At 58.5% G+C, this 23,661-nt stretch carries 17 protein-coding genes; all 17 read left to right on the top strand.

All coding sequences use genetic code 11. The features are described 5' to 3' along the window. Positions 1 to 40: 40 nt before the first annotated feature. The 17 genes from tssK (at position 41) to H1B37_RS27555 (ending at position 23,462) form a co-directional block, all read left to right on the top strand. Entirely contained in the window at positions 41 to 1,501 is a 1,461-nt protein-coding gene (tssK, locus tag H1B37_RS27635) for a type VI secretion system baseplate subunit TssK (RefSeq protein ID WP_147867976.1), read from the top strand. Between the two features lie 59 nt (positions 1,502 to 1,560). Then, a complete protein-coding gene (locus H1B37_RS27630) occupies positions 1,561 to 2,199 on the top strand; it encodes a DotU family type IV/VI secretion system protein (RefSeq protein ID WP_182870519.1) in 639 nt (212 codons plus the stop codon). A gap of 22 nt (positions 2,200 to 2,221) precedes the next feature. Next, positions 2,222 to 3,907, top strand: coding sequence for a type VI secretion protein IcmF/TssM N-terminal domain-containing protein (locus H1B37_RS27625; RefSeq protein WP_182870518.1), 1,686 nt, complete (start codon positions 2,222 to 2,224; stop codon positions 3,905 to 3,907). A 12-nt stretch (positions 3,908 to 3,919) separates the two neighbouring features. Further along, positions 3,920 to 4,330 carry a hypothetical protein gene (locus tag H1B37_RS27620; RefSeq protein ID WP_182870517.1) on the top strand — a complete coding sequence of 137 codons (411 nt, stop codon included), beginning with the start codon at positions 3,920 to 3,922 and terminating at the stop codon, positions 4,328 to 4,330. Beyond that, entirely contained in the window at positions 4,327 to 5,067 is a 741-nt protein-coding gene (locus H1B37_RS27615) for a sigma-70 family RNA polymerase sigma factor (RefSeq protein WP_182870516.1), read from the top strand. The genes H1B37_RS27620 and H1B37_RS27615 overlap by 4 nt, the downstream gene beginning before the upstream one ends. Before the next feature lie 57 nt (positions 5,068 to 5,124). After that, positions 5,125 to 6,273: a type VI secretion system protein TssA gene (gene tssA / locus H1B37_RS27610; RefSeq protein WP_182870515.1), complete on the top strand. Its 1,149-nt coding sequence runs from the start codon at positions 5,125 to 5,127 to the stop codon at positions 6,271 to 6,273. A gap of 131 nt (positions 6,274 to 6,404) precedes the next feature. Beyond that, the gene (tssB, locus tag H1B37_RS27605; protein WP_182870514.1) at positions 6,405 to 6,923 is read left to right on the top strand and encodes a type VI secretion system contractile sheath small subunit; all 519 of its coding nucleotides are present in this window, start codon (positions 6,405 to 6,407) and stop codon (positions 6,921 to 6,923) included. A 65-nt stretch (positions 6,924 to 6,988) separates the two neighbouring features. Then, the gene (tssC, locus tag H1B37_RS27600; protein WP_182870513.1) at positions 6,989 to 8,488 is read left to right on the top strand and encodes a type VI secretion system contractile sheath large subunit; all 1,500 of its coding nucleotides are present in this window, start codon (positions 6,989 to 6,991) and stop codon (positions 8,486 to 8,488) included. 185 nt (positions 8,489 to 8,673) lie between these two features. Continuing rightward, positions 8,674 to 10,254, top strand: a complete 1,581-nt coding sequence (tssC, locus tag H1B37_RS27595; protein ID WP_182870512.1) for a type VI secretion system contractile sheath large subunit — start codon at positions 8,674 to 8,676, stop codon at positions 10,252 to 10,254. A gap of 201 nt (positions 10,255 to 10,455) precedes the next feature. Then, positions 10,456 to 11,262 (top strand): type VI secretion system accessory protein TagJ, encoded by an 807-nt coding sequence (locus tag H1B37_RS27590; RefSeq protein WP_182870511.1) that lies wholly within the window; start codon positions 10,456 to 10,458, stop codon positions 11,260 to 11,262. Further along, complete coding sequence (gene tssE / locus H1B37_RS27585; protein ID WP_182870510.1) at positions 11,263 to 11,757, top strand: type VI secretion system baseplate subunit TssE; 495 nt, start codon at positions 11,263 to 11,265, stop codon at positions 11,755 to 11,757. Further along, on the top strand, positions 11,754 to 13,595 hold the full coding sequence (gene tssF, locus H1B37_RS27580; protein WP_182870509.1) for a type VI secretion system baseplate subunit TssF: 1,842 nt from the start codon (positions 11,754 to 11,756) through the stop codon (positions 13,593 to 13,595). The genes tssE and tssF overlap by 4 nt, the downstream gene beginning before the upstream one ends. Continuing rightward, positions 13,559 to 14,704 (top strand): type VI secretion system baseplate subunit TssG, encoded by a 1,146-nt coding sequence (gene tssG, locus H1B37_RS27575; RefSeq protein WP_182870508.1) that lies wholly within the window; start codon positions 13,559 to 13,561, stop codon positions 14,702 to 14,704. Before tssF ends, tssG begins: the two co-directional genes overlap by 37 nt. A 45-nt stretch (positions 14,705 to 14,749) precedes the next feature. Continuing rightward, complete coding sequence (gene tssH, locus H1B37_RS27570) at positions 14,750 to 17,551, top strand: type VI secretion system ATPase TssH (RefSeq protein ID WP_182870507.1); 2,802 nt, start codon at positions 14,750 to 14,752, stop codon at positions 17,549 to 17,551. Positions 17,552 to 17,691: 140 nt separating this feature from the next. Further along, entirely contained in the window at positions 17,692 to 21,627 is a 3,936-nt protein-coding gene (locus H1B37_RS27565; RefSeq protein ID WP_182870506.1) for a protein kinase domain-containing protein, read from the top strand. A gap of 60 nt (positions 21,628 to 21,687) precedes the next feature. Then, a complete protein-coding gene (locus H1B37_RS27560; RefSeq protein WP_182870505.1) occupies positions 21,688 to 23,046 on the top strand; it encodes an SHD1 domain-containing protein in 1,359 nt (452 codons plus the stop codon). Positions 23,047 to 23,147: 101 nt separating this feature from the next. Continuing rightward, the gene (locus H1B37_RS27555; protein ID WP_182870504.1) at positions 23,148 to 23,462 is read left to right on the top strand and encodes a hypothetical protein; all 315 of its coding nucleotides are present in this window, start codon (positions 23,148 to 23,150) and stop codon (positions 23,460 to 23,462) included. The last annotated feature ends 199 nt before the right edge of the window (positions 23,463 to 23,661 follow it).

Raw genomic sequence — 23,661 nt, 5'->3', positions numbered from 1 at the left:
GCAGACGGCTGACGCCCCGGGTAAGGAGAACACGACAGCGATGCACAACGAGAGTGTTGCTTGGTTAGAGGGGATGTTTTTACGGCCCCATCACATGCAGGCTGCCGAACGAAGTATCGACGAGAATGCGAGACAACACGTTGCGCTTGATCACGGATACAACTACGGCCTTCGGCAGATCAGTTTCAGCCGCGAAGCGATCGCCAACGGTCAGTTCGAATTGAGCGAATGCCAGGCGCGGCTGCGCGACGGCACGGTGATCTGGATCGACTCGGCACAACAACCCGACCGTGTGGACTTGGGTAAAACAGGTGGATCGGTCAAGCGAAGTTTGTCCGATGCGTTTGATCAAGTCGAATCGATCGACGTGTTCTTGGCCGTCCCCAAGCTTCGACTCGGTCGCCCCAACACGTTGCCCGAGCGTGGCGGACAGCATCGTTTTGTGGGACTTCCCGGCACGGTCGCCGATGAAAACGCCGGCGGCAACGAGCAAGAGATTTCGCTGCGGACGTTGAATGTTCAGATTCTGTTAGGAACCGACAACCTGGCCGGCTATGAAACGCTGCCGATCGCTCGGATCAAACGCTCCGGTGCGGCCGAAGCGGCGCCAGAATTGGACAGCGACTACATCCCGCCGGTGTTGGGCTGTGACGCCTGGCCGGAATTGGCACGCGACTATGTGCGTGCCGCTTACGACATCATCGGTCAAAAGATCGAAGTGCTCAGTTCCCAGGTCATCACCCGCGGGATCATGCAGGGCGCCCCCGAGGCCGGTGACATGAACCGGTTGCTGATGTTGACCGCCCTCAACGCGGGCTACGGATCGCTGCGGTCGTTGGCGTTTGCCCGGGGGGTGCACCCGCACGTCGCCTACACCGACCTGTGCCGGATCGTCGGGTCGCTTTCGATCTTTCGCTCCGATCGTCGCCCGGGCGAGATCCCGATGTACGACCACGACGACCTGGCGCGAATCTTTCGCTGGGTCTTGGAAGAGATTCGCACGCTGATCACCGAAGTCCAGGAATACAAGTTCGAGCGACGCGACTTCATCGGTGCCGGCAAGGGCCAAGAAGTTTCGCTGGACCAGAAATGGATGAGCAAGGGCTGGGAATGGTACATTGGAGTTCAGTACGAGCAGATCACGGCGGCCCAGTGTCGTGAATTGCTGGAGATCGGTCGGTTGGATTGGAAGTTGGGGAAAAGCGAGAAGGTCGATTTCATGTTCCGTTTTCGGCAAGACGGACTGAAAATCACCGAAACGAAAGCCCCAAGGGCGCTTCCACAAGGCGACAACTGGCTGTTCTACAGCGTCAACAAAAGCGGGCCGGCGTGGGAGGATCTACGCTCGGACGACTCACCGCGGCTGGGTGTCCGATTTAAAGAGGCGTTGATCGCGAACTTGGCAACGCTGCAGGGAAAGAAGGAACTGCAGATCAAGGATCAAGGCGTCGACGCCACGCTTAAGCTAAGTTTGTTCGCCGTGCCCACCGCCGAAGACTGAGACCCCGATCGCCGCCACCGGCGCGCCCTATTTTCGCCTCGGATCAACCCTTTTCCTCTATGTCGCCTGAATTCGCCGCCGCCGTCGACCCCGTCTTCATGTACGTTTCGTCCGTCGTGGATGAAATCGAGGCGAACAAGAGCCCCAGCCCGGAGGACATCAGCGCGAAGATCCGAGGGTTGTTGGACAACGCCGAAAATATGCTCGGCCGTCGCCCTGATTGGGAGCTAGCCAAATACGCCCTGGTCGCCTGGGTCGATGATTTGTTGATCGAAGCGGCTTGGGACGGCAGCAATTGGTGGGAACAGAACCGGTTGGAGTTCCAGATCTTCAAAAGCACGAGCGCGTTTTCCAAGTTTTACGAACAGAGTCAAAAGGCGACGGAGTTGCCGCAGAAGGACGCGTTGGAAGTGTTTTACGTCTGCGTCGTGCTGGGGTTCCGCGGGCTTTACGCAGACCCCGAGGCGACCGCCCAACACGAACACTTCGGCGTGCCGGCGTCGTTGGAGGAATGGGCCCGGCGGACCGGGATGGCGATTCAATTGGGACAGGGCCGTCCGCCGATCCTCGAACAAGGTCGTCCCGGCCAAGGCGCACCGCCGCTGGAGGGAAAGTACCTGTTGATCAGCTCGGTGATCTGTTGCGTGTTGCTGGCCGCGGTCGCCGTGGGGATCGGAAAAATGTTGGTGTGGCCATGATCATTGTGGGGAGTCGATAAAGATGGGCAGCGCGATACGTAGTTTTGTCGACGCGGTCTTGTACCCGTTTCGCCTGTTGGCGCGGATTCCCAGCAGCGTCATCAGTTCGCCCAAACGCATTTTGGGACTGTCGCTGCAGGCGCGGGCCGCATGGCTGCTGTTCTTCGGCTTGCTGATCGTCGCCATCGTTTGGGCGATCATTCGTTTTTATACCGACCAGACCGAACAGAAGGCCAGCTTCTACTGGCGTGAACTGCCGGCGATCTTTGCCCTGGTCGTGGCGATCCCGGTCGTCGTTTGGTTTGCCCTCAAGTTGTGGTTGGAAGGCGAACCGTCGGCGTTCCCCGACATCGACCGCGCCTGGGAGACGGCACTGGCGGCGATGGAGGAGCAATCGATCGATCCCTCCGAGACGCCGATCTTTTTGATCGCCGGCCCGGGGACGGTCGAATCGGTCAATGCATTCATGGCGACGTCCAACACCCAGTTCCCGGTGCGTGCCCCGCTGGGGCCGGCGCCGATCCATGTGTTCGCCAACCAGCAAGCGATTTATGTGGTCTGCACCGAGTGCTGCCAGCTGAGCAAGCTGCTCGGTTCGCCGCGGGATTCGACGATCGTGCCGGGGCAGATGCCCGGTGCGCCGCAGCCGTTCCAGGCCGATCGCACGATGGATGTCAGTTCGATGGGGCAAACCCCGGCCGCGGCGATGCGTCCGCCGATGCCCCCGGCCGGCGGCAATGCGTCGGCTTATTCGGCCGATGTCCGAAATACCATTGCCGGGCTGAACATTCCCGTCCCCCCGCAGAATCAGGGCGCGGACATGCGTGGGACGATGATGGTCGGCGATGTTTCCGGTGGGATCAAAAATCCGATGCAGCCGCAGGGCGGTGGCATCGCCAGCGCGATTCTGACCCCCAGCGATGCCAGCATGGCGACGGCGCGGTTGGCGTACCTGTGTCGGCTGTTTCGTCGCTTGCGTGACCCGCTGTGCCCGATCAACGGCGTGATCGTTTCCACCCCGTTCCGTTTTTTGGCCGACGGCTCGCAAGACATGGTCAACCAAATCCTGATTGCACTCAAAGCCGACCTGGCCTGCCTGCGCGGGGCGCTGCGGGTGCGTTGCAGCGTGACCCACGTGGTCGACTCGATGGAACTGGAAACCGGATTCCGCGAACTGGTTCGACGCGTCGGTGCGGAACGCTCGTCGGTGCAGCGGTTCGGCAAAGGTTACGGGTTGTGGAATTTGCCGACCGCTCCGCAGTTGGACGCCGTGGTCAAACATGCCTGCGGGGCGTTCGAAGACTGGTCGTACTTGTTGTTTCGCGAAGGCGACGGGCTGAGCAAGCCGGGGAACCGACACTTGTATTCGCTGCTGTGCCGAATTCGGTCGACGTTCCAACCGCGGCTGGCGCATTTGATCAAGTCGGCTTACGCGATCAACGCCGCCGGCCCACACCTGAGTGACGGCGAACCGTTGTTGTTTAGCGGTTGCTATTTCGTCGCCAGTGGCGCGATGCCCGATCGCCAAGCGTTCCTGGCCAGCGTGTTCAAAAAAGCGACCAACGAAGAAGAAGAATTGGAATGGGGCAGCGAAGCGTTGGCCGAAGAAGATCGGATGCAGACCGGCGTTCGCATCTTGATGGTCGTCAACGGAGCCTTGGTCGCGACGATCGTGGGACTTTTGATCTGGTACTTTAACGCAGAGTGAAACGAGCGTCCGATGTCAGCCCAGCCCTCACCGTCGCGCGGAACCTACACGCGTTACCGCGACGACGACGACGCATCGCGCGGCGCGCAGGGTGGCCAACAGCGGCAGACGCCCAGCCAGACGCCCAGCCAGAATCAGCGACTGCTGCAAGAGGTGTTGGGTGAGACGCTGGTGCGGAGCCAAGAGGATTCGCGGCAGCTGCTCGACGCGCTCCGCAAGTTTCACCGTCGGCATCAAGACCATGCGATTGATCCAGGGCTATTTGTCCTGATTGCCAAGGCGGTGTTGAAGCATCGCCTGGGGGCACGGGCACGCCATTTGCCGGCAGAGTTGTATGACGAAGTCGGCGGGGCATTATGGTCCCACGAGCACAGTCGTCGCCGAATCGAGCGGCTTTGGAACTCTTTGGGAGCGGAATCGTGAATGCCCCGTCCGGTGAGAATGCCCCGTCCAGCGATGAATCACCCGGTGGTGCCGAATCGCCGGCCGATTTGATCAACGAAGCCCAGGGCTTGGTGCATTCGCTGGCGATGCGAGTGCATCGCTCGCTGCCGATCCCGATGGACCTGGATGACCTGATCGCCTACGGGCAGCTGGGGTTGGCCGAAGCGGCCCAAAAATTCGATCCCGACTGCGGCACCCGCTTCACCACGTTCGCCTACTACCGGGTGCGGGGGGCGATCTACGACGGGGTGTCGAAGATGAATTGGACCAGCCGTGCGCGGTTGCGGCGGATGCGATTTCGCGACATGGCCGAGGACGTGTTGCGGGGCGAATCGTCGGCGGGCAACGGCGGTGGCGAAAACTCCAGCCCCACCGAAGATGCCGATTGGTTGGGCAAGATGGCCGAGCGGCTGGCGATCGTCTATCTGGCCAGCGGAGACGAGGATTCCGAAACGAACCTTTTGGCCCAGGCGCCCGATCAGCACGAGATCCCCAGCAAGGTCGTTGCAAACCGCGAAATGCAAACAACGCTACGCAAATTGGTCGACGAGCTGCCCAATGACGCAAAACGATTGATCTCGACGATCTATTTCGAAGGTTTTTCACTGACCGAAGCCGCCGACCGCGTTGGGATCAGCAAGAGTTGGGCGAGTCGTATCCACGCGAAAAGTTTGGACCAAATGGCACAAAGTCTTCGCCGCACTGGTAACGATTGACTGTGTTCTCCGCTAACCGAGTAGAAACCCTCACCGTTACGGCATCGAAAGTTCATCATGGCATCCGAACCGACACTCGATTTTGATCAGCTGATCGCCCCGATTTCAGATGATTCGCCCAGCGGCCAGCACTTGCGTCGCAGGGATTTCGAGCGGTTTCAGCGCGCCAAGGACGCCCGGGCCGAAGCGGTCAATGCAGAACGCAAGATTCGCGAATTCGCGATGTACGACGAAGACGAACTGGCGGCGTTGCAGGAACAAGGCCAGGGGGTCGAGGTCCCCAGTGCGCCGGATTGGCGAGTGGTGCTGGACCAATGCATCGACATCATCGCCAACCATTCCAAGGACCTGTGGGTCGCCTCGTGGTTGATCGAAGCCAACACGCGACGCAACGGCTACGCCGGCGCGCGAGACGGGTTTCGATTGGTCAACCAGATTTGCGAATCGTATTGGGAGGGGATTTACCCGCCGCACGATGAAGAGGACGGGTATCTGGACACCGTTTCCCAGATCACCAGCCTGAACGGACTGGAGGGGGCGGGGACCTTGATCGCGCCGCTGGAGGAAATCCCGCTGCTGCCCGGATTCGGCGCGCTGACCTTTGCCGCCTATCGCGAAGCGACCACCGGCGGCGGTGGCGGCGAAGTCACCGAATCGGACTTCGACAACGCGGTCCGCCAGATCGACCTGGACCAATTGCGGCAACAAGAGGAAGACATCGCCGAGGCGATCGCGGCGTTCAAGGAAATGACGGCGACGCTGGAAGACAAGTGCCGCGTCGAAGGTGACGAAGAGGACCACACGCCGCCGAGCAGCCAAATCCGCCGCACGTTGGAATCGATTCAGCAGGCGTTTTCAAACCTGACGCGAAACCTGTTGTCCGGCGATTCCGATGCCGGCGGCGAAGGCGACGCGGAGACGTCGGCAACAGGGTTGGCCCCCAATGCCGCACCGCAAGTCGACTTGGCTCAGGCCCAGGTCAACAATCGCGAGGATGCGTTTCGGATGTTGATGAAGGCCAGCGAGTTCTTCCGCAAGACCGAGCCGCATTCGCCGGTCAGTTACATGTTGCAACAAACCGTCGAATTCGGACGGATGGACTTGCCCACTTTGTTGCAAAGATTAATCCAAGACTCAGATGTTCTTAGGAACCTGTCCGAGCGGACGGGGATTCCGGTCAAGGACGATGAATACGATGAGGACTGAAACCGTTTTTCACTGGTTTCTTGTCACCCGGTCGGCTGGGGAAGCTTGCCTGGGGGGGACCGGTGACTTAAAACCGAATGATACCGGGGCTCGTGCTCGAGCTCACCAATCGCGCGTCTGGAGATGATGAGATGGCCGAAAGCCAACAACAAAAGTTGAACCGTGTCCGCAAGCCTCGTGTTCACATCACCTACGAGGTGGAAACCGAAGGTGCACAGGTCGTCAAAGAGTTGCCCTTTGTGGTCGGCGTGATGGGCGATTTTTCGGGTGACCCGACGGCCAAGCTGAAGCCGCTGAAGGATCGTAAGTTCATCCAGATCGACCGCGACAACTTCAACGACGTGCTGCAACGGATGACACCGGGATTGAACATGCGTGTCGAAAACACGCTGGCCGGCGATGGCAGCGAAATGTCGGTCAACCTGGACTTCAAATCGATGGACGATTTCGAACCGGCGAACATCGTCGACAAAGTTGATCCGCTGAAGAAGTTGATGGAGACCCGCGACAAGCTACGCGACTTGGCCACCAAAATTGATCGCAGCGACGATCTGGAAAACGTGCTGGAGCAAGTCCTCAAAAACAGCGATCAATTGAAACAGCTTTCCGGCGAGCTTGGCGTCGAGGCCGACGAGCCGGCGGCCGAATAGAAACCGCCACAATCGTCGTTCAACCCATTCCGAATCCATCCCCTGATCTGAGGAGTCAACTTGCCATGAGTGCCGGTGAAACTGAAGGCCAAGCTGAACAGCAGGCAACGACCGAAACCGAAGAGAGTGCCAGTCTGTTGGAAACCGCCATCGCGGCGACCAAGAAAACCGAGCGTTCGCGCGCCGAAGAACTGATCAAAACGCTGACCGAAGAAGCCCTGAAGGGGACCGTCACGTTTGACAAGGACGTGATGCGATCGATCAACGCCGCGATCGCCGGCATCGATGCCAAAATGAGCACCCAGCTCGCCGCCATCATGCACCACGAAAAATTCCAAAAACTGGAAGGCTCCTGGCGCGGACTGCACCACTTGGTGATGAACAGCGAAACCGGGGAATCGCTCAAAATCCGCGTGCTCAACTGCGGCAAACGCGAACTGTTCAAGGACATGGACCGCGCCGTTGAATTCGACCAAAGCCAGCTGTTCAAGAAACTTTACGAAGACGAATTCGGCACCCCCGGCGGCGCACCCTACGGCGCCTTGATCGGCGATTACGAATTCACCAACCACCCCGAAGACGTCGATCTGCTGACCAACATCAGCGGCGTCGCCGCGTCGGCGTTCTGTCCGTTCATCAGCGCCACCGCGCCGCAATTGTTCGGCTTCGATGAGTGGACCGAGCTGTCCAAGCCACGCGATCTGGCGCGGATCTTCGAGTCGGCCGAATACACCAAATGGAAAAGCTTCCGCGAAAGCGAAGACAGCCGCTTCTGCGTGTTGACGATGCCGCGAACACTGGCCCGACTGCCCTACGGTGCCAACACCAAAACCATCGACGAATTTGCGTACGAGGAAGTGCCGGTCGGCAAGAAGGGTGAATCCATCCATGTCCAGCACAACGAGTTCTGCTGGATGAACACGGCCTATGTCATGGGCGCGAAATTGACCGACGCCTTCGCCAAAACCGGTTTCTGCACGACGATCCGCGGCGTCGAAAACGGCGGCAAGGTCGAAGGCTTGCCGTCGTACATCTTCAAAGCCGATGACGGCGACATGGACTTGAAGTGCCCGACCGAAATCGCGATCACCGACCGACGCGAAAAAGAACTCAGCGATCTCGGCTTCCTGCCCCTGTGTCACTTCAAGAACACCGACTACTCGGTCTTCTTCGGCGCCCAAACGACCCAGAAGCCTAAGTTGTACGATCGCCCCGAAGCGACCGCCAACGCCGCGATCAGTGCTCGATTGCCCTACATCATGGCGACCAGCCGGTTCTCGCACTACTTGAAGGTCCTCGGTCGAGACAAGATCGGATCGTTCATGGAAGCCAGCGACTGCGAAGCCTGGTTGGACCGTTGGATTCACAATTACGTCACCAGCGATCCCAATCCGCCCTCGGACGTGCGGGCACGTTACCCGTTGGCCGAAGCGAGAGTCGAGGTCAAGGAAATCCCGGGCAAACCGGGCTCCTACAACGCGGTCGCCTGGATGAGACCCTGGTTGCAGATGGAAGAACTGACGACCAGCATGCGAATGGTCGCCAGTATTCCCAAGCTGGGTTAACCCCGTACGACGGCCCTTCCGGGCCGTCGCTCGCGGGACTCCCCGCGACGCCTGATCGTGCTGTGACGTCCTTTTCGAGTCGATGAATGAAATCGTGCGACGTCCCGAAAGGGCTGTCGCACCCGCGAGGCGCAAGAGGCGTTCTTCGAAGGCCGTCCACCCACCATTGCCACGAGCAAGCCACGATGTCGCCTGCCCAGTTCCGCACCGATGGATCGTTCTCTGCCGAGGTGCTCGCGGAGTCGCTGCTGGAGCGGGTCTTGGCAGGCGATGCGTCGGGCGCGGAATCGCTAGCGTCAGGGTCGCTCTCGCCGCACGACCGATCCGCCACCGATCCGCTGGATCACTTCCTTGCCGCGACCGGTATCGAAGACGCACTCGAGTGCTGGTTCGGCAAACACTGGAGCCGCGATGCACGGCTGCGGGACAAGCAATCCGTGCTCGCGCGTTTGGCCGCCGACATCGCCGAGATCGATCGGTTACTCAACGACCAGATCAACGCGATCTTGCACCACCCCAAGTTCCAGCGACTGGAATCGTCCTGGCGTGGGCTGGCATTCTTGGTCCGGCGTGCGGATATCGAAAGCGATCCGATGATCAAAGTTCGCGTGCTGTCGGCGCGCTGGAAGGAACTGGAAAAGGACTTTGAACGCAACGTCGAATTTGACCAGAGTGCGCTGTTCAAAAAGGTCTACGAAGAAGAACTGGGCATGCCGGGTGGGGAACCCTTCGGCGTCTTGATCGGGGACTACGACATCCATCCGCGGGTTTCGGCTGAGCATCCGACCGATGACTTGTCGATCCTGCGGGCACTCTCCGGTGTCGCAGCCAGCTCGTTTTGCCCGATGCTGCTGGCGGCCAGTCCCGAGCTGTTGGATCTGGAAAGTTTTACCGAGCTGCAGGTCACCCGCGATCACGAATCGCGCCTGTCGCGGCCGGATTACCTGAAATGGAATGCGCTCCGCGACGACGAGGACGCCCGTTTCATCGGGATGGTGTTGCCGCGGATCCTGATGCGCGGGCCGTACGAGGACGACGGCAGCCGCGTGGATCGTTTTGTTTTCCGTGAAGACGTCTTCAGCCCCGGCGGCCAAAACTATCTGTGGGGCAATCCGGGATACGCCTACGCGTCGGTCTTGATGCGATCGTTCGCGACCAGCGGTTGGCTGGCCGACATCCGCGGGCTGCGTCAAGATTTCGAAGGCGGCGGATTGGTGTCGGATTTACCGTCGCTCAGTTTTCCCTCCGACGCCCCCGGCGTGATCCCGCGACCGATGACCGAAATCGCCGTCACCGATTCGCTGGAACGGCAGCTCAGCGATTTGGGACTGCTGCCGATCTGCGATTGCAAAGACACACCGATGGCGGTGTTTGCCAGCGGACAATCGTTGCAGCGTCCCAAGAAGTATGACACCGCAGACGCCAATACCAATGCAAAAATCAGCGCGATGCTGCCCTACATGTTGACGGTCTCCCGCTTTGCCCACTACATCAAAGTGATTGGGCGGACCAAGATGGGATCGTTCACGACCGCGGAAGAATTGCAACGTTTGCTGCACGATTGGATCATCGAATATGTCACCGCCGACCGGGAAGCGAGCGCCGATGTCAAAAGTCGCAAACCGCTTCGCGAAGCCAGCATCACGGTCCAGCCCGACCCCGGCAAACCGGGCTCGTTTTACTGTATCATGCGATTGGCGCCGCACTACGAACTCGATGAAATGGTCGGCAGTGTGCGGCTGCAGACACGAATCGGACGATCGTAGCTGGATAGCGCCACATTGCACAAGAAACATAGTGAATCGCCGGTCGAACGTAGCTACCTTCGCCAGAAGGTGGATCCCCGGGGTTTTCCACGCTCTGGTGAGCGTAGCTACGTCAAAGTGACTCTGTCCAGCCGGCCTCCGATTAATCTCCGACACCCAATTCCCTCACTTTAGTTCACCGTCAATCAGAGGCATTCAACCATGGCAACCACTCCGATGGAGCTGTACGAAGCGGGACGGCTGAGCGAGGCGGTGGACGCGTCCCTGGCGATGGTCAAATCCAAGCCGGCCGACGTGGGACTGCGATTTCAACTGGCCGAATTGTCCTGCATCGCCGGCAACCTGGATCGCGCCGACAAACAGCTCGACACCGTGTCCAACCAAGACGCCCAAGCGGCGATCGGCGCGGCCTTGTTGCGGCAACTGGTGCGTGCCGAACTGGCCCGGCGCGAATGCTTTTACAAAGGCCGTGTGCCGGAATTCCTGGGCGAGCCATCGGATAAGCTGAAAGCTCACTTGCAAGCGTTGACCCTGTACCGATCCGGCGACGTCCCCGGTGCCGCCGCCGCACTCCAGCCACTGGTCGAAACGGCCAACTTGAACCAACCGGTCCAGGTCAATGACAATCAGGTCGACGACATTCGCGATCTGGATGACCTGTTATCCCCGGTGCTGGAAGTCCACACGACGACCGGCAAGTACTTTTGGGTCGACTGGAATCAGATCCTGGATTTAGAAATCCATCCGCCCAAACGTCCCTTTGATCTGCTCTGGCGACAAGCGTCCCTGTCGATCGAATCGGGACCCGACGGCGAAGTCTATCTGCCGGTAATCTATCTGGAACCGGAAGAGGACGGCTCGACCGACCCGAATTTGCAACTCGGGCGCGGCACCGATTGGGCCGATTCGGGGCAGGGAATCGTACGCGGACGCGGCCAAAAAATGCTGCTGGTCGGTGACCAAGACATGCCGATGTTGGAACTGCAATCGATCCGGCGTGGTGAGTAAATGTCGCGTGTCCCCAATGACCGCCCACTGATCCCCAGCGTGCTCGATCGGCTGATCGATTGGGAGCCCCACAATCGGACCGAAGCGCCGATGAATCGGACGCAGGTGTTGCAACAGATGAAGGAGAGTGTGGGCCGCGATCTGCAGGCGCTGTTGAACACACGCTGCCGCGCCACCAGCTGGTCCGATGACCTGAAGGAACTGGATCGTTCGCTGTTCGCCTATGGCATTCCCGACTGTGTGGGCATCAATACCGGATCGCGAGAACAACAAGAAACGCTGCGCCGCATGATCCTGCGGTCGATCGAAACGTTCGAGCCGCGTCTGATCAACATTCAAGTCCGTCTGGCCGACACCAGCGACCCGACCGATCGGGCACTGCGGTTTCGAATCGACGCGATGTTGAAAGTCGACCCCGCGCCCGAACCGGTGATTTATGACAGTAAACTGGATGCGACCAGTGGGGACTTTTTAGTGCGTGGAGTGCGCCGATGACGGATCGATTGCTGCCCTATTACAACCAGGAACTCCAATACCTGCGCCGCTTCGGTTCCGAGTTCGCGCAGGAGCACCCCAAGATCGCCGCCCGACTTCGGCTGGGCGATGACCTGAGCGAAGATCCCCATGTCTCGCGGATCATCGAATCGTTCGCGCTGCTGTCGGCGCGGACGCGGCTGAAACTGGACGACGATTTCCCCGAGATCACGCACGCGATGCTGGGCGTGCTGTACCCGCATTACCTGTCGCCGATCCCGTCGACTGCGGTGGTGCAGTTCGCGCTCGATCCCCGCCAGGCGGAACTGGTCGGCGGATACACGATTGCCGCCGGGGAAGGCGTCGAAACCGAGTCGACCGAAGACGGTGCCTGCCAGTACCGCACGGTGTATCCGGTCACGCTGTTCCCCTACAAAGTGGCGACCGCCGCCTACAAAGGCCAACCGTTCCAGTCCCCACCTTCGCCACTGTTGCCCAAGGCCGAATCGGTCTTGTACGTGCAATTGCAAAGTTTTCGCGAGGCCGTGGCCTTCGAAACGATGGAGATAACTTCGCTGCGATTTTTCATCCGCGGGATCTCTCACGCCGCGATGGACTTTTACGAATTGATTCACAACGATTCGATCGAAGTCCTGTTGGCCCGCTCGCCCACCGACCCCAAACCGATTCGGTTGTCGACCGATTCGATTCACCCGATCGGGTTCGAAGCCGACGAATGTATCTTTCCGCCACAGCCGAGAACGTTCAACGGGTACCGCTTGTTGTCGGAATACTTTGCGGCGCCCGAGAAGTTCATGTTCTTCGACATCCGCGGGATTTCAAAGGAAGACCTTCAAGGTTTCGGCGGCTCGTTGCACCTGTACGTGTTGATGAAACGTCACGTCGGTGCGGTGGAACAGTTTGTCGAACCGGAAACGATTCGGATCGGTTGCACGCCGATGGTCAACCTGTTCGAACAACGCTGTGAACCGATTCGGGTCACGCACGCGGCGCCGGAGTATCGCGTGATCCCCGATGCCCGCCAGCCCCGCGCGTTTGAAGTCCACAATATCACCAGCGTCACGGCGATCGATTCCAACCGCGACGAAAAGGTTTATCACCCGTTTTATTCGGTCCGGCACGCCGGCGAACAACGGCTGCGACGCGGATTTTACCATCTGCATCGGCGGCGGTCGGGGCAGAGCGGCGGTGCCCAGGATCTGGCGACCGAGGTGTATTTGTCGCTGGTCGATCTGGATTTCCAGCCCGATCAAAGTGACGGGACCGTGCTGGACGTGCGGGCACTTTGCACCAGCCGAAACCTGCCGCAGCGATTGGAGTTTGGCGGCGGCCGTCCGAAATTGCAGCTGGTCCATGGTGGACCGCTGGAACCGCCCAAATGCGTCACGCAGCCCCGTGTCACGTTGCGTCCTCCGCTGGAAAAAGGCACCTATTGGCGGATGATCAGCCATTTGTCGCTCGGGCATGTGTCGCTGTTTGACGGCGACGAAGGCGCCACGGCTCTGCGAGAGATTCTGGGGTTGTACGATTACATCGGCAAAGGCGACTCGCAACAACGCATCGATTCGATCCGCTCGGTCAAGTGCAGCCCCGGTGTGGCACGATGCCAAAACCCGTCCGGCGGATCAACCCTCTGTCGCGGTTTGGACCTGGAGATCGTGATCGACGAAGAACGCTTGAGCAGCGGCGGTGCGTACCTGTTGGGCATGGTGCTCGAGCGGTTCATGGCCCTGTACGCTTCGATCAATTCATTCACCCGCACCTCGCTACGAAGTAGCCTGAGGGAACAAGAGGTTGCCCGATGGCCGGCGCGATCCGGAAGACAGACATTTCTGTAAACCAGCGGCTCGTCGACGAGCCCTATGAGTTCAGTTTCTTTCAGGCCGTGCGGTTGCTGCTGGCCGGTGCGCTGTCGGACATGGATCGCGACTCGGCGCTGGGGCTGCATCCCCGCCGCGGCCGCCTGGGGACGGTCAGCAACATTTCCGAGGAATCCGTGCGGTTCCGGTCGGACGTGTCGCTGGGGTTTTCGCCCAGTGAGATCGTGTCGCTGCAGCCCCGGCAATCCGACGCCGAGGAGCCGGACGAATCGACGAAGCAACCGTGGGAAATGCAAGTCGCGTTTTGGGGACTGATCGGTCCGGCCGGCGCGCTGCCGAATCATTACACCCAGCTGGTGATCGACCGGGTGCACAACAAAGACACCGCGATGCGGGACTTCTTTGACATCTTTTCGCATCGTCAGTTGTCGTTCTTTTACCGCGCGTGGGAAAAATACTTTTTGCCCGCGGGTTTCGAAAACGCGATTCATGAACGGCGCCCCGAATCGGACCTGATCCGCGAAGCCCTGCTGTCGATCGTCGGACGTGGGACCAAACAGGTGCGGGACCGATTGGAATCCTCCGACGATGCCTGCGTCTATTACGGCGGCCAGTTCGTCGATCGGCCGACGGCGGAGTCGCTGCGCGAGATGGTGTCCGACTACTTGCAATTACCCGCCAAAGTGCTGTCCCTGTTCGGACAATGGTTGGTGCTGCCGACGCCGGAGCGATCACGACTGGGACGCTTGGACGGCCATTGCCAAATGGGCGTCGACACGATCATGGGCGACCGGACTTGGGACCCCAGTTCAAAATTTCGCATTCAGATCGGACCGGTCACCTGGCAACAATTCGAAAGCCTGATGCCGACCGGCCAATCGTTGGTGCGGATCTGCCAATTCATCCGCAGCTATGTCGGGATGGAATTCGATTTCGATCTGCAAGTCATCTTGCTCGCAGACGAAATCCCCGCCTGTGAATTGCCATCGCATTCCTCGTTCACCGGACCTGGCGAATCGACCAAAGTAAAGCCCTACCTGGGCTGGAACACGTGGCTGTGCAGCAAACCGCCGGCCCGCGACAGCGACGACGCCGTTTTTCACCACGACGGTGCGCCGACACGCTAGAACATATGATGTCTCCTTCTCTGTCCTACGACGCTTGACTGAACCATGGCACAAATCAATCTGAAAGAACTCGTCGGGAAGCTGAACGACACCTGCCGTGGCGCCCTCGAAGCGGCCGCGGGGCTGTGTCTTTCGCGAACCAATTACAACATCGAAATCGAGCACTGGTTGCTCAAGTTGGCCGAGAACGACAAGTCCGACTTTGTGATCGCTTGCAAAGCTTCGGGGGTCGATGTCGCGACGCTGATGGCGGACCTGAACAAAGCGATCGATAAATTCAAAACCGGCAACGGTCGACCGCCCGCACTGTCCCCCAACGTCGTCGACCTGATTCGCGAAGCCTGGTTGTTCGGTTCGGTCGATCATGGCGTCGCTAAAGTCCGCTCGGGACACCTGCTGGTCGCGCTGTTGACCTCCACGACGCTGCGGCCGCTGGCCCGCGATGCATCGGACGAGTTCGATGAAATCAACGGCGATGCGATCATTCAAGATTTTGGCACGCTGCTGGCCGACAGCGAAGAATCCCAGATCCCGATGGCGGCCGGCGCCGCCGCGCCTCGCCAAGCAGGTGACCCGGCCAAGCCGTCCGCCAGCCCGACCAAAACACCGTCGCTGGATCAGTTCACGATCGATTTGACCAGCCGCGCCGAAGCCGGTCAGATCGACCCGGTGCTCGGACGCGATCCCGAAATCCGCCAAATCATCGACATCCTGACCCGCCGGCGGCAAAACAATCCCATTCTGACCGGTGAAGCCGGTGTTGGAAAAACGGCAGTCGTCGAAGGATTCGCCCTGCGGGTTGCCGCCGGCGACGTCCCCGAATCGATTCGCAACGTTCGCATCCGCACCCTCGATCTCGGGCTGTTACAAGCCGGTGCGGGAATGAAGGGCGAATTCGAAAATCGTTTGCGTGGGGTGATCGACGAAGTCAAGGGATCGCCCACACCGATCATCCTGTTCATCGACGAAGCCCACACGATGATCGGCGCCGGCGGCCAGGCCGGGCAGGGCGATGCGGCCAACCTGCTCAAGCCCGCGCTCGCTCGGGGTGAATTGCGAACCGTCGCCGCGACGACTTGGGCGGAATACAAAAAGTACTTTGAAAAAGACGCCGCACTCGCGCGACGGTTTCAAGTCGTCAAGGTCGATGAACCCGACGAACCGACGGCGGTCGAAATGATGCGTGGTTTGGTCGACACGCTGGAAAACCACCACCATGTCCGGATCATGAACGACGCCGTCGTCGAGGCCGTCAAGCTGTCCAATCGCTACATCACCGGACGACAACTGCCCGACAAATCGGTCAGTCTGCTCGACACCGCCTGCGCTCGGATCCAATTGAGCCAATCGGCGACGCCGCCGGCGATCGAAGACGCCACCCGCCGCCGCGACCAACTGGACGTGTCACTACGCATCCTCCGCCGCGAAGAACAAACCGGGATGGATCACGCCGACGACATCGTGGCCGCCGAAGAAGCCAAAGCCGCGGTGGAAGAACAGCTGGTCGCGCTCAATGAGCAATGGGAAACGGAAAAGGAACTGCTGGCCAAAATCATTGACCTGCGCAAGCGGCTGGATAAAGACTCTCCCGAACGCTGGAATGCGGAACAGAAAGAGGAGTCACCGGGGGAGGCGACGAAGGACAAGAACGCCGCCGCCAAGGATGCGAAACCCGCCGAAAAAACAGCGGACAAAGCGGCCGCAGACGAACCCGCCGCGCCGACCGAAGAAGAGCTGCAAGCCTGGCGAAAGGAACTGGTGGCATCGGAAAAGGAACTCAAGAAGGTTCAAGGGGAAACCCCCCTGCTATTTCCATGCGTTGATTCGGGTGCGATCGCGGAAACCGTCGCCGCCTGGACAGGCATCCCCGTCGGGCGGATGGTCAGCAACGAAATCAACACCGTGCTGAATCTGAAAGAACTGATGGAAGAATCCATCGTCGGCCAGTCGCACGCCCTCGACCGGATCGCCCAAAGCATTCGCACCAGCCGAGCCCAACTACGTGACCCCCGGATGCCCATCGGCGTGTTCCTGTTGGCCGGCACCAGCGGCGTCGGCAAGACGGAAACGGCGATCACGCTGGCCAACCTGCTGTATGGCGGCGAGCAAAACATGACCACGATCAACATGTCGGAATTCAAAGAGGAGCACAAGGTTTCGCTGTTGATGGGATCGCCTCCCGGTTACGTCGGCTATGGCGAAGGCGGCGTGTTGACCGAAGCGGTGCGCCGCAAACCGTATTCGGTGGTGTTGTTGGACGAAGTCGAAAAGGCTCACCCTGGCGTCCAAGACATCTTTTACCAGGTGTTTGACAAAGGATGCATGAAAGACGGCGAGGGGCGCGACATCGACTTCAAAAACACCGTCATCATCATGACCACCAATGCCGGGACCGACCTGATCAAAAGCCTTTGCGCCGACGATGAAACGATGCCCGATGCCGACGGATTTTTGGAAGCCGTATTCCCCGAGTTGCTCAAAACCTTCAAACCGGCATTCCTGGGACGAACCAGCGTGATTCCGTACTACCCCCTCAGCGACGACGTGATGAGCAAGATCGTGCGGCTCAAGCTTGGCAAGGTCCAGCGCCGCGTGGCCGACAGCTATGGTGCACGGTTCACGTACACCGACGCGGTCGTCGACGGCATCCGCGCCCGCTGCACCGAAGTCGACACCGGGGCTCGCAACGTCGATCACATCTTGAACAAGTCCCTGCTACCGGAACTGTCCTCGCAAGTCCTGTCCAGTTTGGCCACCAGTTCAACGATCGCCGAGATCGCGATCGACATGCAGGACGATGAATTCGTCTACAACGTTGTCAGCGAAGACCCCGCCGCGTCGTCGTAGCGGAAGCCGCCAAGGCTTTCGCCACCCCCGAACGCTCCGTAGCGGAAGCCGCCAAGGCTTTCGCCACTCCCGAACGCTCCGTAGCGGAAGCCGCCAAGCCTTTCGGCCACCGAACTTAGACGCTCCCCCGAGACTTGACCGTGGGCAATTCAGAATTTGAAGAGCTGTGCGATCGCTTTGAAGCATCATGGCGTGACGGCCATCCATTACCAATTGAGTCGCTGTTGGCCGAGTTGAAGACGGGTGACCGAGTTCAATTGCTGCGATCACTTTTGGACATCGAATTGGAATATCGCTTCAAGAGTCACCAACCGCCGTCGACGGTGGAATACGAAGCTCGATTTTCAGATCAACCAGAAGTGGTCGCCAAGGCATTCACTTCCGTTAGGAGGCGGCTTCGGTCATCGACCTTTGACGAATTGCCTGAAACGGCGTTCGCGTCGAAAGACATCGCGAATTCAAAAGAAATCGAGCTTCTAACGCGTGTCGGTCCGTACAAGATTCTGCAGCCCCTGGGGCGTGGCGGAATGGGACAAGTCTTTTTGGCCGAGCAGACCGAACCAGTTATCCGTCGCGTCGCAGTCAAGGTCATCAACACCGACACACCAACGAAAGAAATTCTGGCTCGTTTTGAGGCCGAGCGGCAAGCCCTTGCGATGATGGAGCATCAACACATTGCAAAAGTGTTTGACGCCGGTGTTACGAATACCGGTCGGCCGTACTTTGTCATGGAGTGGGTCAAGGGGGTCCCGATCTCGGAACACTGCGACAAGAACAAACTTTCGCCCGAAGATCGATTGGAACTCTTTGTTCAAACTTGTCGCGCCATCCAGCACGCTCATGCAAAAGGGATCGTGCATCGGGATATCAAGCCGTCGAACGTGTTGGTGACGCTGGATGATGGAAAGCCGACGGTCAAAGTCATTGATTTCGGTTTGGCCAAAGCAATGCACGCAGCGACCCGACTAACCGACCGAACGCTGTTCACTCAACACGGCCAAATTGTGGGGACGCTTGCTTACATGAGTCCCGAGCAAGCTGAGTTGAGCTCTCTGGATATTGACACGCGGACGGATGTCTATTCTCTGGGGGTGGTTCTTTACGAACTTTTGACCGGTTCCACCCCGATTACTGCGGACGAAATCCGCTGCAACGCCTTTGACCGCATCTTGGCTTTGATCCGAGAAGCGGATCCTCCTCGCCCAAGCATTCGGCTGAGCGATTCCGGGGATGCCCTCACGGGGATATCCCAGCAGCGTCGAACGGATCCACGACGATTGACCGTCATTCTTAAGGGCGATCTCGACTGGATCGCAATGAAGGCCTTGGAGAAAGATAGAAATCGGAGGTACGACACTGCGGCGGCTTTGGCAGATGATGTTCAGCGTTTCCTAAAGAATGAAGCAATCGAAGCGAGGCCTCCGAGCTTCAAGTACCAGCTTCAGAAGTCTTTCCGCAAACACCGAGTGAGATACCTAGCAGCCAGTACGATGCTTTGTTTGCTGTTGGCTGGGTTAGCCGGCACGGGGACCATGTGGCATCTCGCACGCAAAAACTATCAACAGGCAAAAGCCAACGAACGCCGAGCCATCGAACAGGGAAATCGGGCAGACGCGGAGGCGGAGCAAAAAAGGCTGGAGGCGAATCGGGCAAATGAAAATGAGGAGCTTGCAAAAGCGGAGGCTGCCGCAGCAAAGTTTCAACTGGCCAATGCCCGTTGGGATGCCGGACGAGCCGGGGAGGCGCGACGTGTGTTGCATCAGATTCCCGCTGAATACCGAGACAACTTCGAATGGCACTACTGCAACAGGCGATTTCGAGGTAGTGAAGTATCACTGTACGGCCACACCAGCCCCGTGCTGTCGGCATGCTACAGCCCCAACGGCGAACGAATTGTTTCCGGATCGAGAAATGAATTGATCATTTGGGATGCGATCACCGGAAAGTCTCTGATTCGTCGCGAGGGGGCAAGTGTCAGCGTTTCCTGCAGCCCAGATGGAGGACGGATTGCTTCGATTTCAGGTGACGGGGTAATCTCGATCTGGAACCTCAATTCTTCTGACGGAGAACGCTTTGAAGAGCAGTGGGACAAAGCAGAACAATTTGAGATCGAGACGCTCAGCAAGTTCTTTCGAGGCAATCCCTGTGTCCAATTCAGTCCGGATGGGAAGTACTTGGCAGCGAACAACATTAACGACGGAATCACCATATGGAATGCCGATACGGGGGAAGAATTCGCAAGGTTCGGCGGACAAGACGCGGGGATGAAAGACTTGTTCAATGTCGCCTACAGTCACTACGTTGGGTTCAGCCCCGAGGGAAAATACATCGCACTGGCAAACTCCAATGGACTAAAGCTGTGGAACGCACAAGCAACAAGTGAGGAAGGCACTGTTGAAAGTATTCTTGACGTCCGCGCGGCAACGAACCTGTCTTTCAGTCCAGACGGAACTACCGTGGCGAGTTCGTCAGCCAGGGGAATAAGTCTGTGGAACTTGGTGACGGGGACTGAGCGAACAACGATTCAGTCCGGCGAGACTCGTTCGGTTTCCATCAGTCCAGACGGATCGTTCATCGCCGCGGGAGGCTTCGATGGAGTGATCGGCATTTGGGATGAGAGCGGACATTTGCTGCCGAGATTGCTTGCTGGCCACGACGGACCGGTCAATGGAGTTTGCTTCAGTCCGCATGGCCACCGCCTCCTTTCTTGGGGACAGGACCAAACGCTGAAGATCTGGAACTCGGTCGGCGGCGACGAGACAGCCGTCGTCATGCGCGATGTCGAATTCAAGACGAATGAGTACTCGCGTGATTTTCAGCCGCATTTAGTTCGCGGCTGCCTTGGTTTCAGCCCCAAGAAGCAAGCAATTTCCTTTCTGAGTGACTCGAGCACAATCACAGAGTTCGATCTCAATCAATATGATCTTCGAGAGTTCGAATATCCTAAGACAACGCGCAAACCGCTGGGGCAAATTTACAAGATTCGTGACCTCGCCTATCGCTCAGACGGTACTTGCGTCGCTGCCACCACCGAGCACACCGGACCGGGACTCAGCTATGTCGTCAAGTGGTGGAACACTCATACAGAAACGGTGCTCGGAAGAGCCGACATCCAACGAAAAAGCGACGTGATGGTAAGATTGAGTCCTCAGGGCTCTCGGATTGCGACAGCGTCAACAGGCGAGGATGGCCTGTTGGTGTGGGATGTCCAAACGGGCAGAAAGTTGAGAGCGTTGGATCGGTCAAAGACTGGCAACGTCTACCAAATGTGTTTTAGCCCGTCGGGCAGCGAGTTAGTCACCATCAACTACGGTTCGATGCGGTTGTGGGATGTCTCATCCGGCAAAGAACTGGTGACCTTTGATGTGCGTTCCATCATCGCGAGTCTGCATTCCTCTTCACCCACATTATTCACCGGTGTTTGTTTCAACGCTTCAGGCAACCTTGTTTTGACCGGGGACAATCAGGGGACTCTGGTCGTTTGGGACGCAAAGACTGGGCGTGAACTCGAAACAATCGCGGGGCACAAAACTGCGGTGACAAGTATCGCCTCGGATCATGGTGGCAACCGATTCGCTTCAGCGGATCGCAATGGTTCAATCAAACTCTGGGAGCTAAGGGAAGTCGATCGCGATACCCCGGACTCCGGCGTGGGAATTGGTGGAAGCGAACTGTTGACCCTTCAAGGTCATCAGGGCGCGGTTACCAGTCTTCGTTTTCGCCATGATGGACGGCAACTCGCGTCTTGTGGCGAAGACGAAACCCTGAGGATTTGGGATGCGACACCGATCGCGGGGGCGAATCTCCCAATCAGTGCACTTGCCTACAGATCTCACATTGGCCGCCCGCGAGCGTCGTGGCACCAGCAACGCTGTGATGAAATACTCGAAGAAAGTGATGAAGGACTCGAAGTGGAAGAATGGTTCGCAATAGCGTTCCACAGTGCATGGATATGCAAGATGCGTCCCACGTCAGCTGAGGCAAGAGATCGCTTGCGCAGTGCTCATCAACATCTAGTCTTCTTGAGTGTCTTGCCGCCGGGCGTTAAAGAGGCGTTGGCGCTACCTGATCTTTAAGTATCGTGGCGATCCGAAAACGGTACAATCCGCCCCCCACCAGCACGAGAAAATCCTGTCATGCGAATCCCAGCAATCGACGAAAGAATGGCACGAATACGGCACCTGCATTTTCGGGCAGCGAAACACTGCGTCATTGCATCGATCACTTTGTTCCTTGTTGCTGCCGCACAGGCAAATGCGCAAGATCCCAGCACTCGCGTTTGGCGCGACGTCACCGGGAAATTCTCAGTGACGGCGGAATTGCTTGGTTCGGATAACGGCGAGGTGAAGCTGCGTTTGAAGGATGGGAAAGACATCTCTGTGCCCATCGAACGATTGAGCGCTCAAGATCGAGCTTTTTTGGCGGGACGCACTCCGCGGACAAAACGCACGCCCGTCGCAACCGGCATCGCCCTCGCCAAAACAATCACGGGAGCTCCGTTGCCGTCCGCGGAAATCGGACTCACCGAACTCCAGCAGTTACTACCAATCCCTGTGTTCCTCGACATCCGTGCAATGGAAAGCATCGGGTTTGGTACCGAGACGCAAGTGAATCTCGCCAAGGGGCACGCAAGCCTTCAAGACCAATTGGATGATGCGCTCAATGGCCTCGATTTGTCGTGGTGCACGACTCAGACCGCGCTCGTGTTGACTTCCAAGGAAGCACTCGAAAGACGCTTCGCTGACACAAGGTTCTATCGCATACCGACGCCACGAGGGCGGGGCGGGGCGGGACCTCTTTTTGACCGCGACGCAGTCATCCAACAACTCAGTCAAAGGGTATCTCCGCAAAGCTGGGAGCATCTGGGTGGCCGAGGCACGGTGAATGCAATTCCTTACCTCGTTGACAAATACGTCATCACACAATCTCCCGATGTCCACCGCCAGCTTGTAAAGACACTGAAGATCAAATCGATGCCGCATGTATTCAAGCATCGCTTGGACTTGACCGCTGTCACCGTGTCCATGGAAACCGCCCCCATCACTGAGATCCTTGACTCGATCAGCCAACAGATCAACGTCCCCATCGAGCCGTCGGCGAAACTCTCTCAAGTGGGACTGGATCTGTCGAAGACTCGATACAAAAGCAGCATTCACCTGGAAAGCGTTTCCGCCAAGGATGCGCTCGACCTCTTGCTCTCGCAGGTGGACTGCACTTGGGTCGAGGACGGCAAAAAGCTCATCGTCATGGATTCGAATGAAGCCGAGAAGACACTCTCCTCAAAACGGTTTGCCGTGAAGCTTCCAGTGCCCGAAACGAGTTCGTTCATCCATCTGCTTACCGAGAGTGTTGCTGCCGACAGTTGGGAAGCATTTGGTGGTCCAGGGACAATCATGCCAACACGAGGACGCGCCGGTCTCTTGGAAATCAAACAGGGCCAGCCTGCGATGCGTGAGGTCGAGCAGTTCATGCTGGAGCTGAATGCGATTCATTAGAACGCAGATCTATCAAACGTCGTTAAGAAGGTGAGGGGTAGCCGTGGGTTCGGTGCAGAAACGGTGTTGCAAACGAGTTTGACGACTGAGGGGGCCGATTGGTGGAACGGCGACAGTATCCGCTCTACATCCGACTCGCACTCGTGTCCGCTGCGACCGGAGTCGCGGGGTGGTTGATACGGTTTTTCGGTTCGTCGTTTGTCGATCCGAGCACGAATGCAAAACTGTACGATCTGATGCCAGCGGTTGGCTCGTCGATCATGTCGGCTTGCTCGTTGATGTTTCTGATCGTTGCCGCCGCCACCGTCATCGATTGCGCACGTACGAAAACGTTTACCTGGACGCATGCGATCATCCTGGCCCTTGCTGGTTGCGTGACGGTCGCGGCGGGCATTGACGGTGCTTACCCGCGCTAAGATGAACCGCAGAAACGGGCTTGGCGGTCTCGGCATCCAGGCGATCGAGCGGTTTGAAACGGATCACTTTTGGTTCTCGTTTCGGCCCACTGGGAACGCGTATCTTCCGCTAGGGAGCGAAACTCTTGGCGAGTTCCGCTACGGTTGCCAGAAACCCGTTACCAAGCCGATAGCATAAATCACGACCCCCACCAGTCCT

Origin of the sequence: Stieleria mannarensis, from assembly GCF_014154935.1 — a bacterium.
In the GTDB taxonomy this organism is placed as follows: domain Bacteria; phylum Planctomycetota; class Planctomycetia; order Pirellulales; family Pirellulaceae; genus Stieleria; species Stieleria mannarensis.
This window is presented reverse-complemented; position numbering and strand designations above follow the sequence as displayed.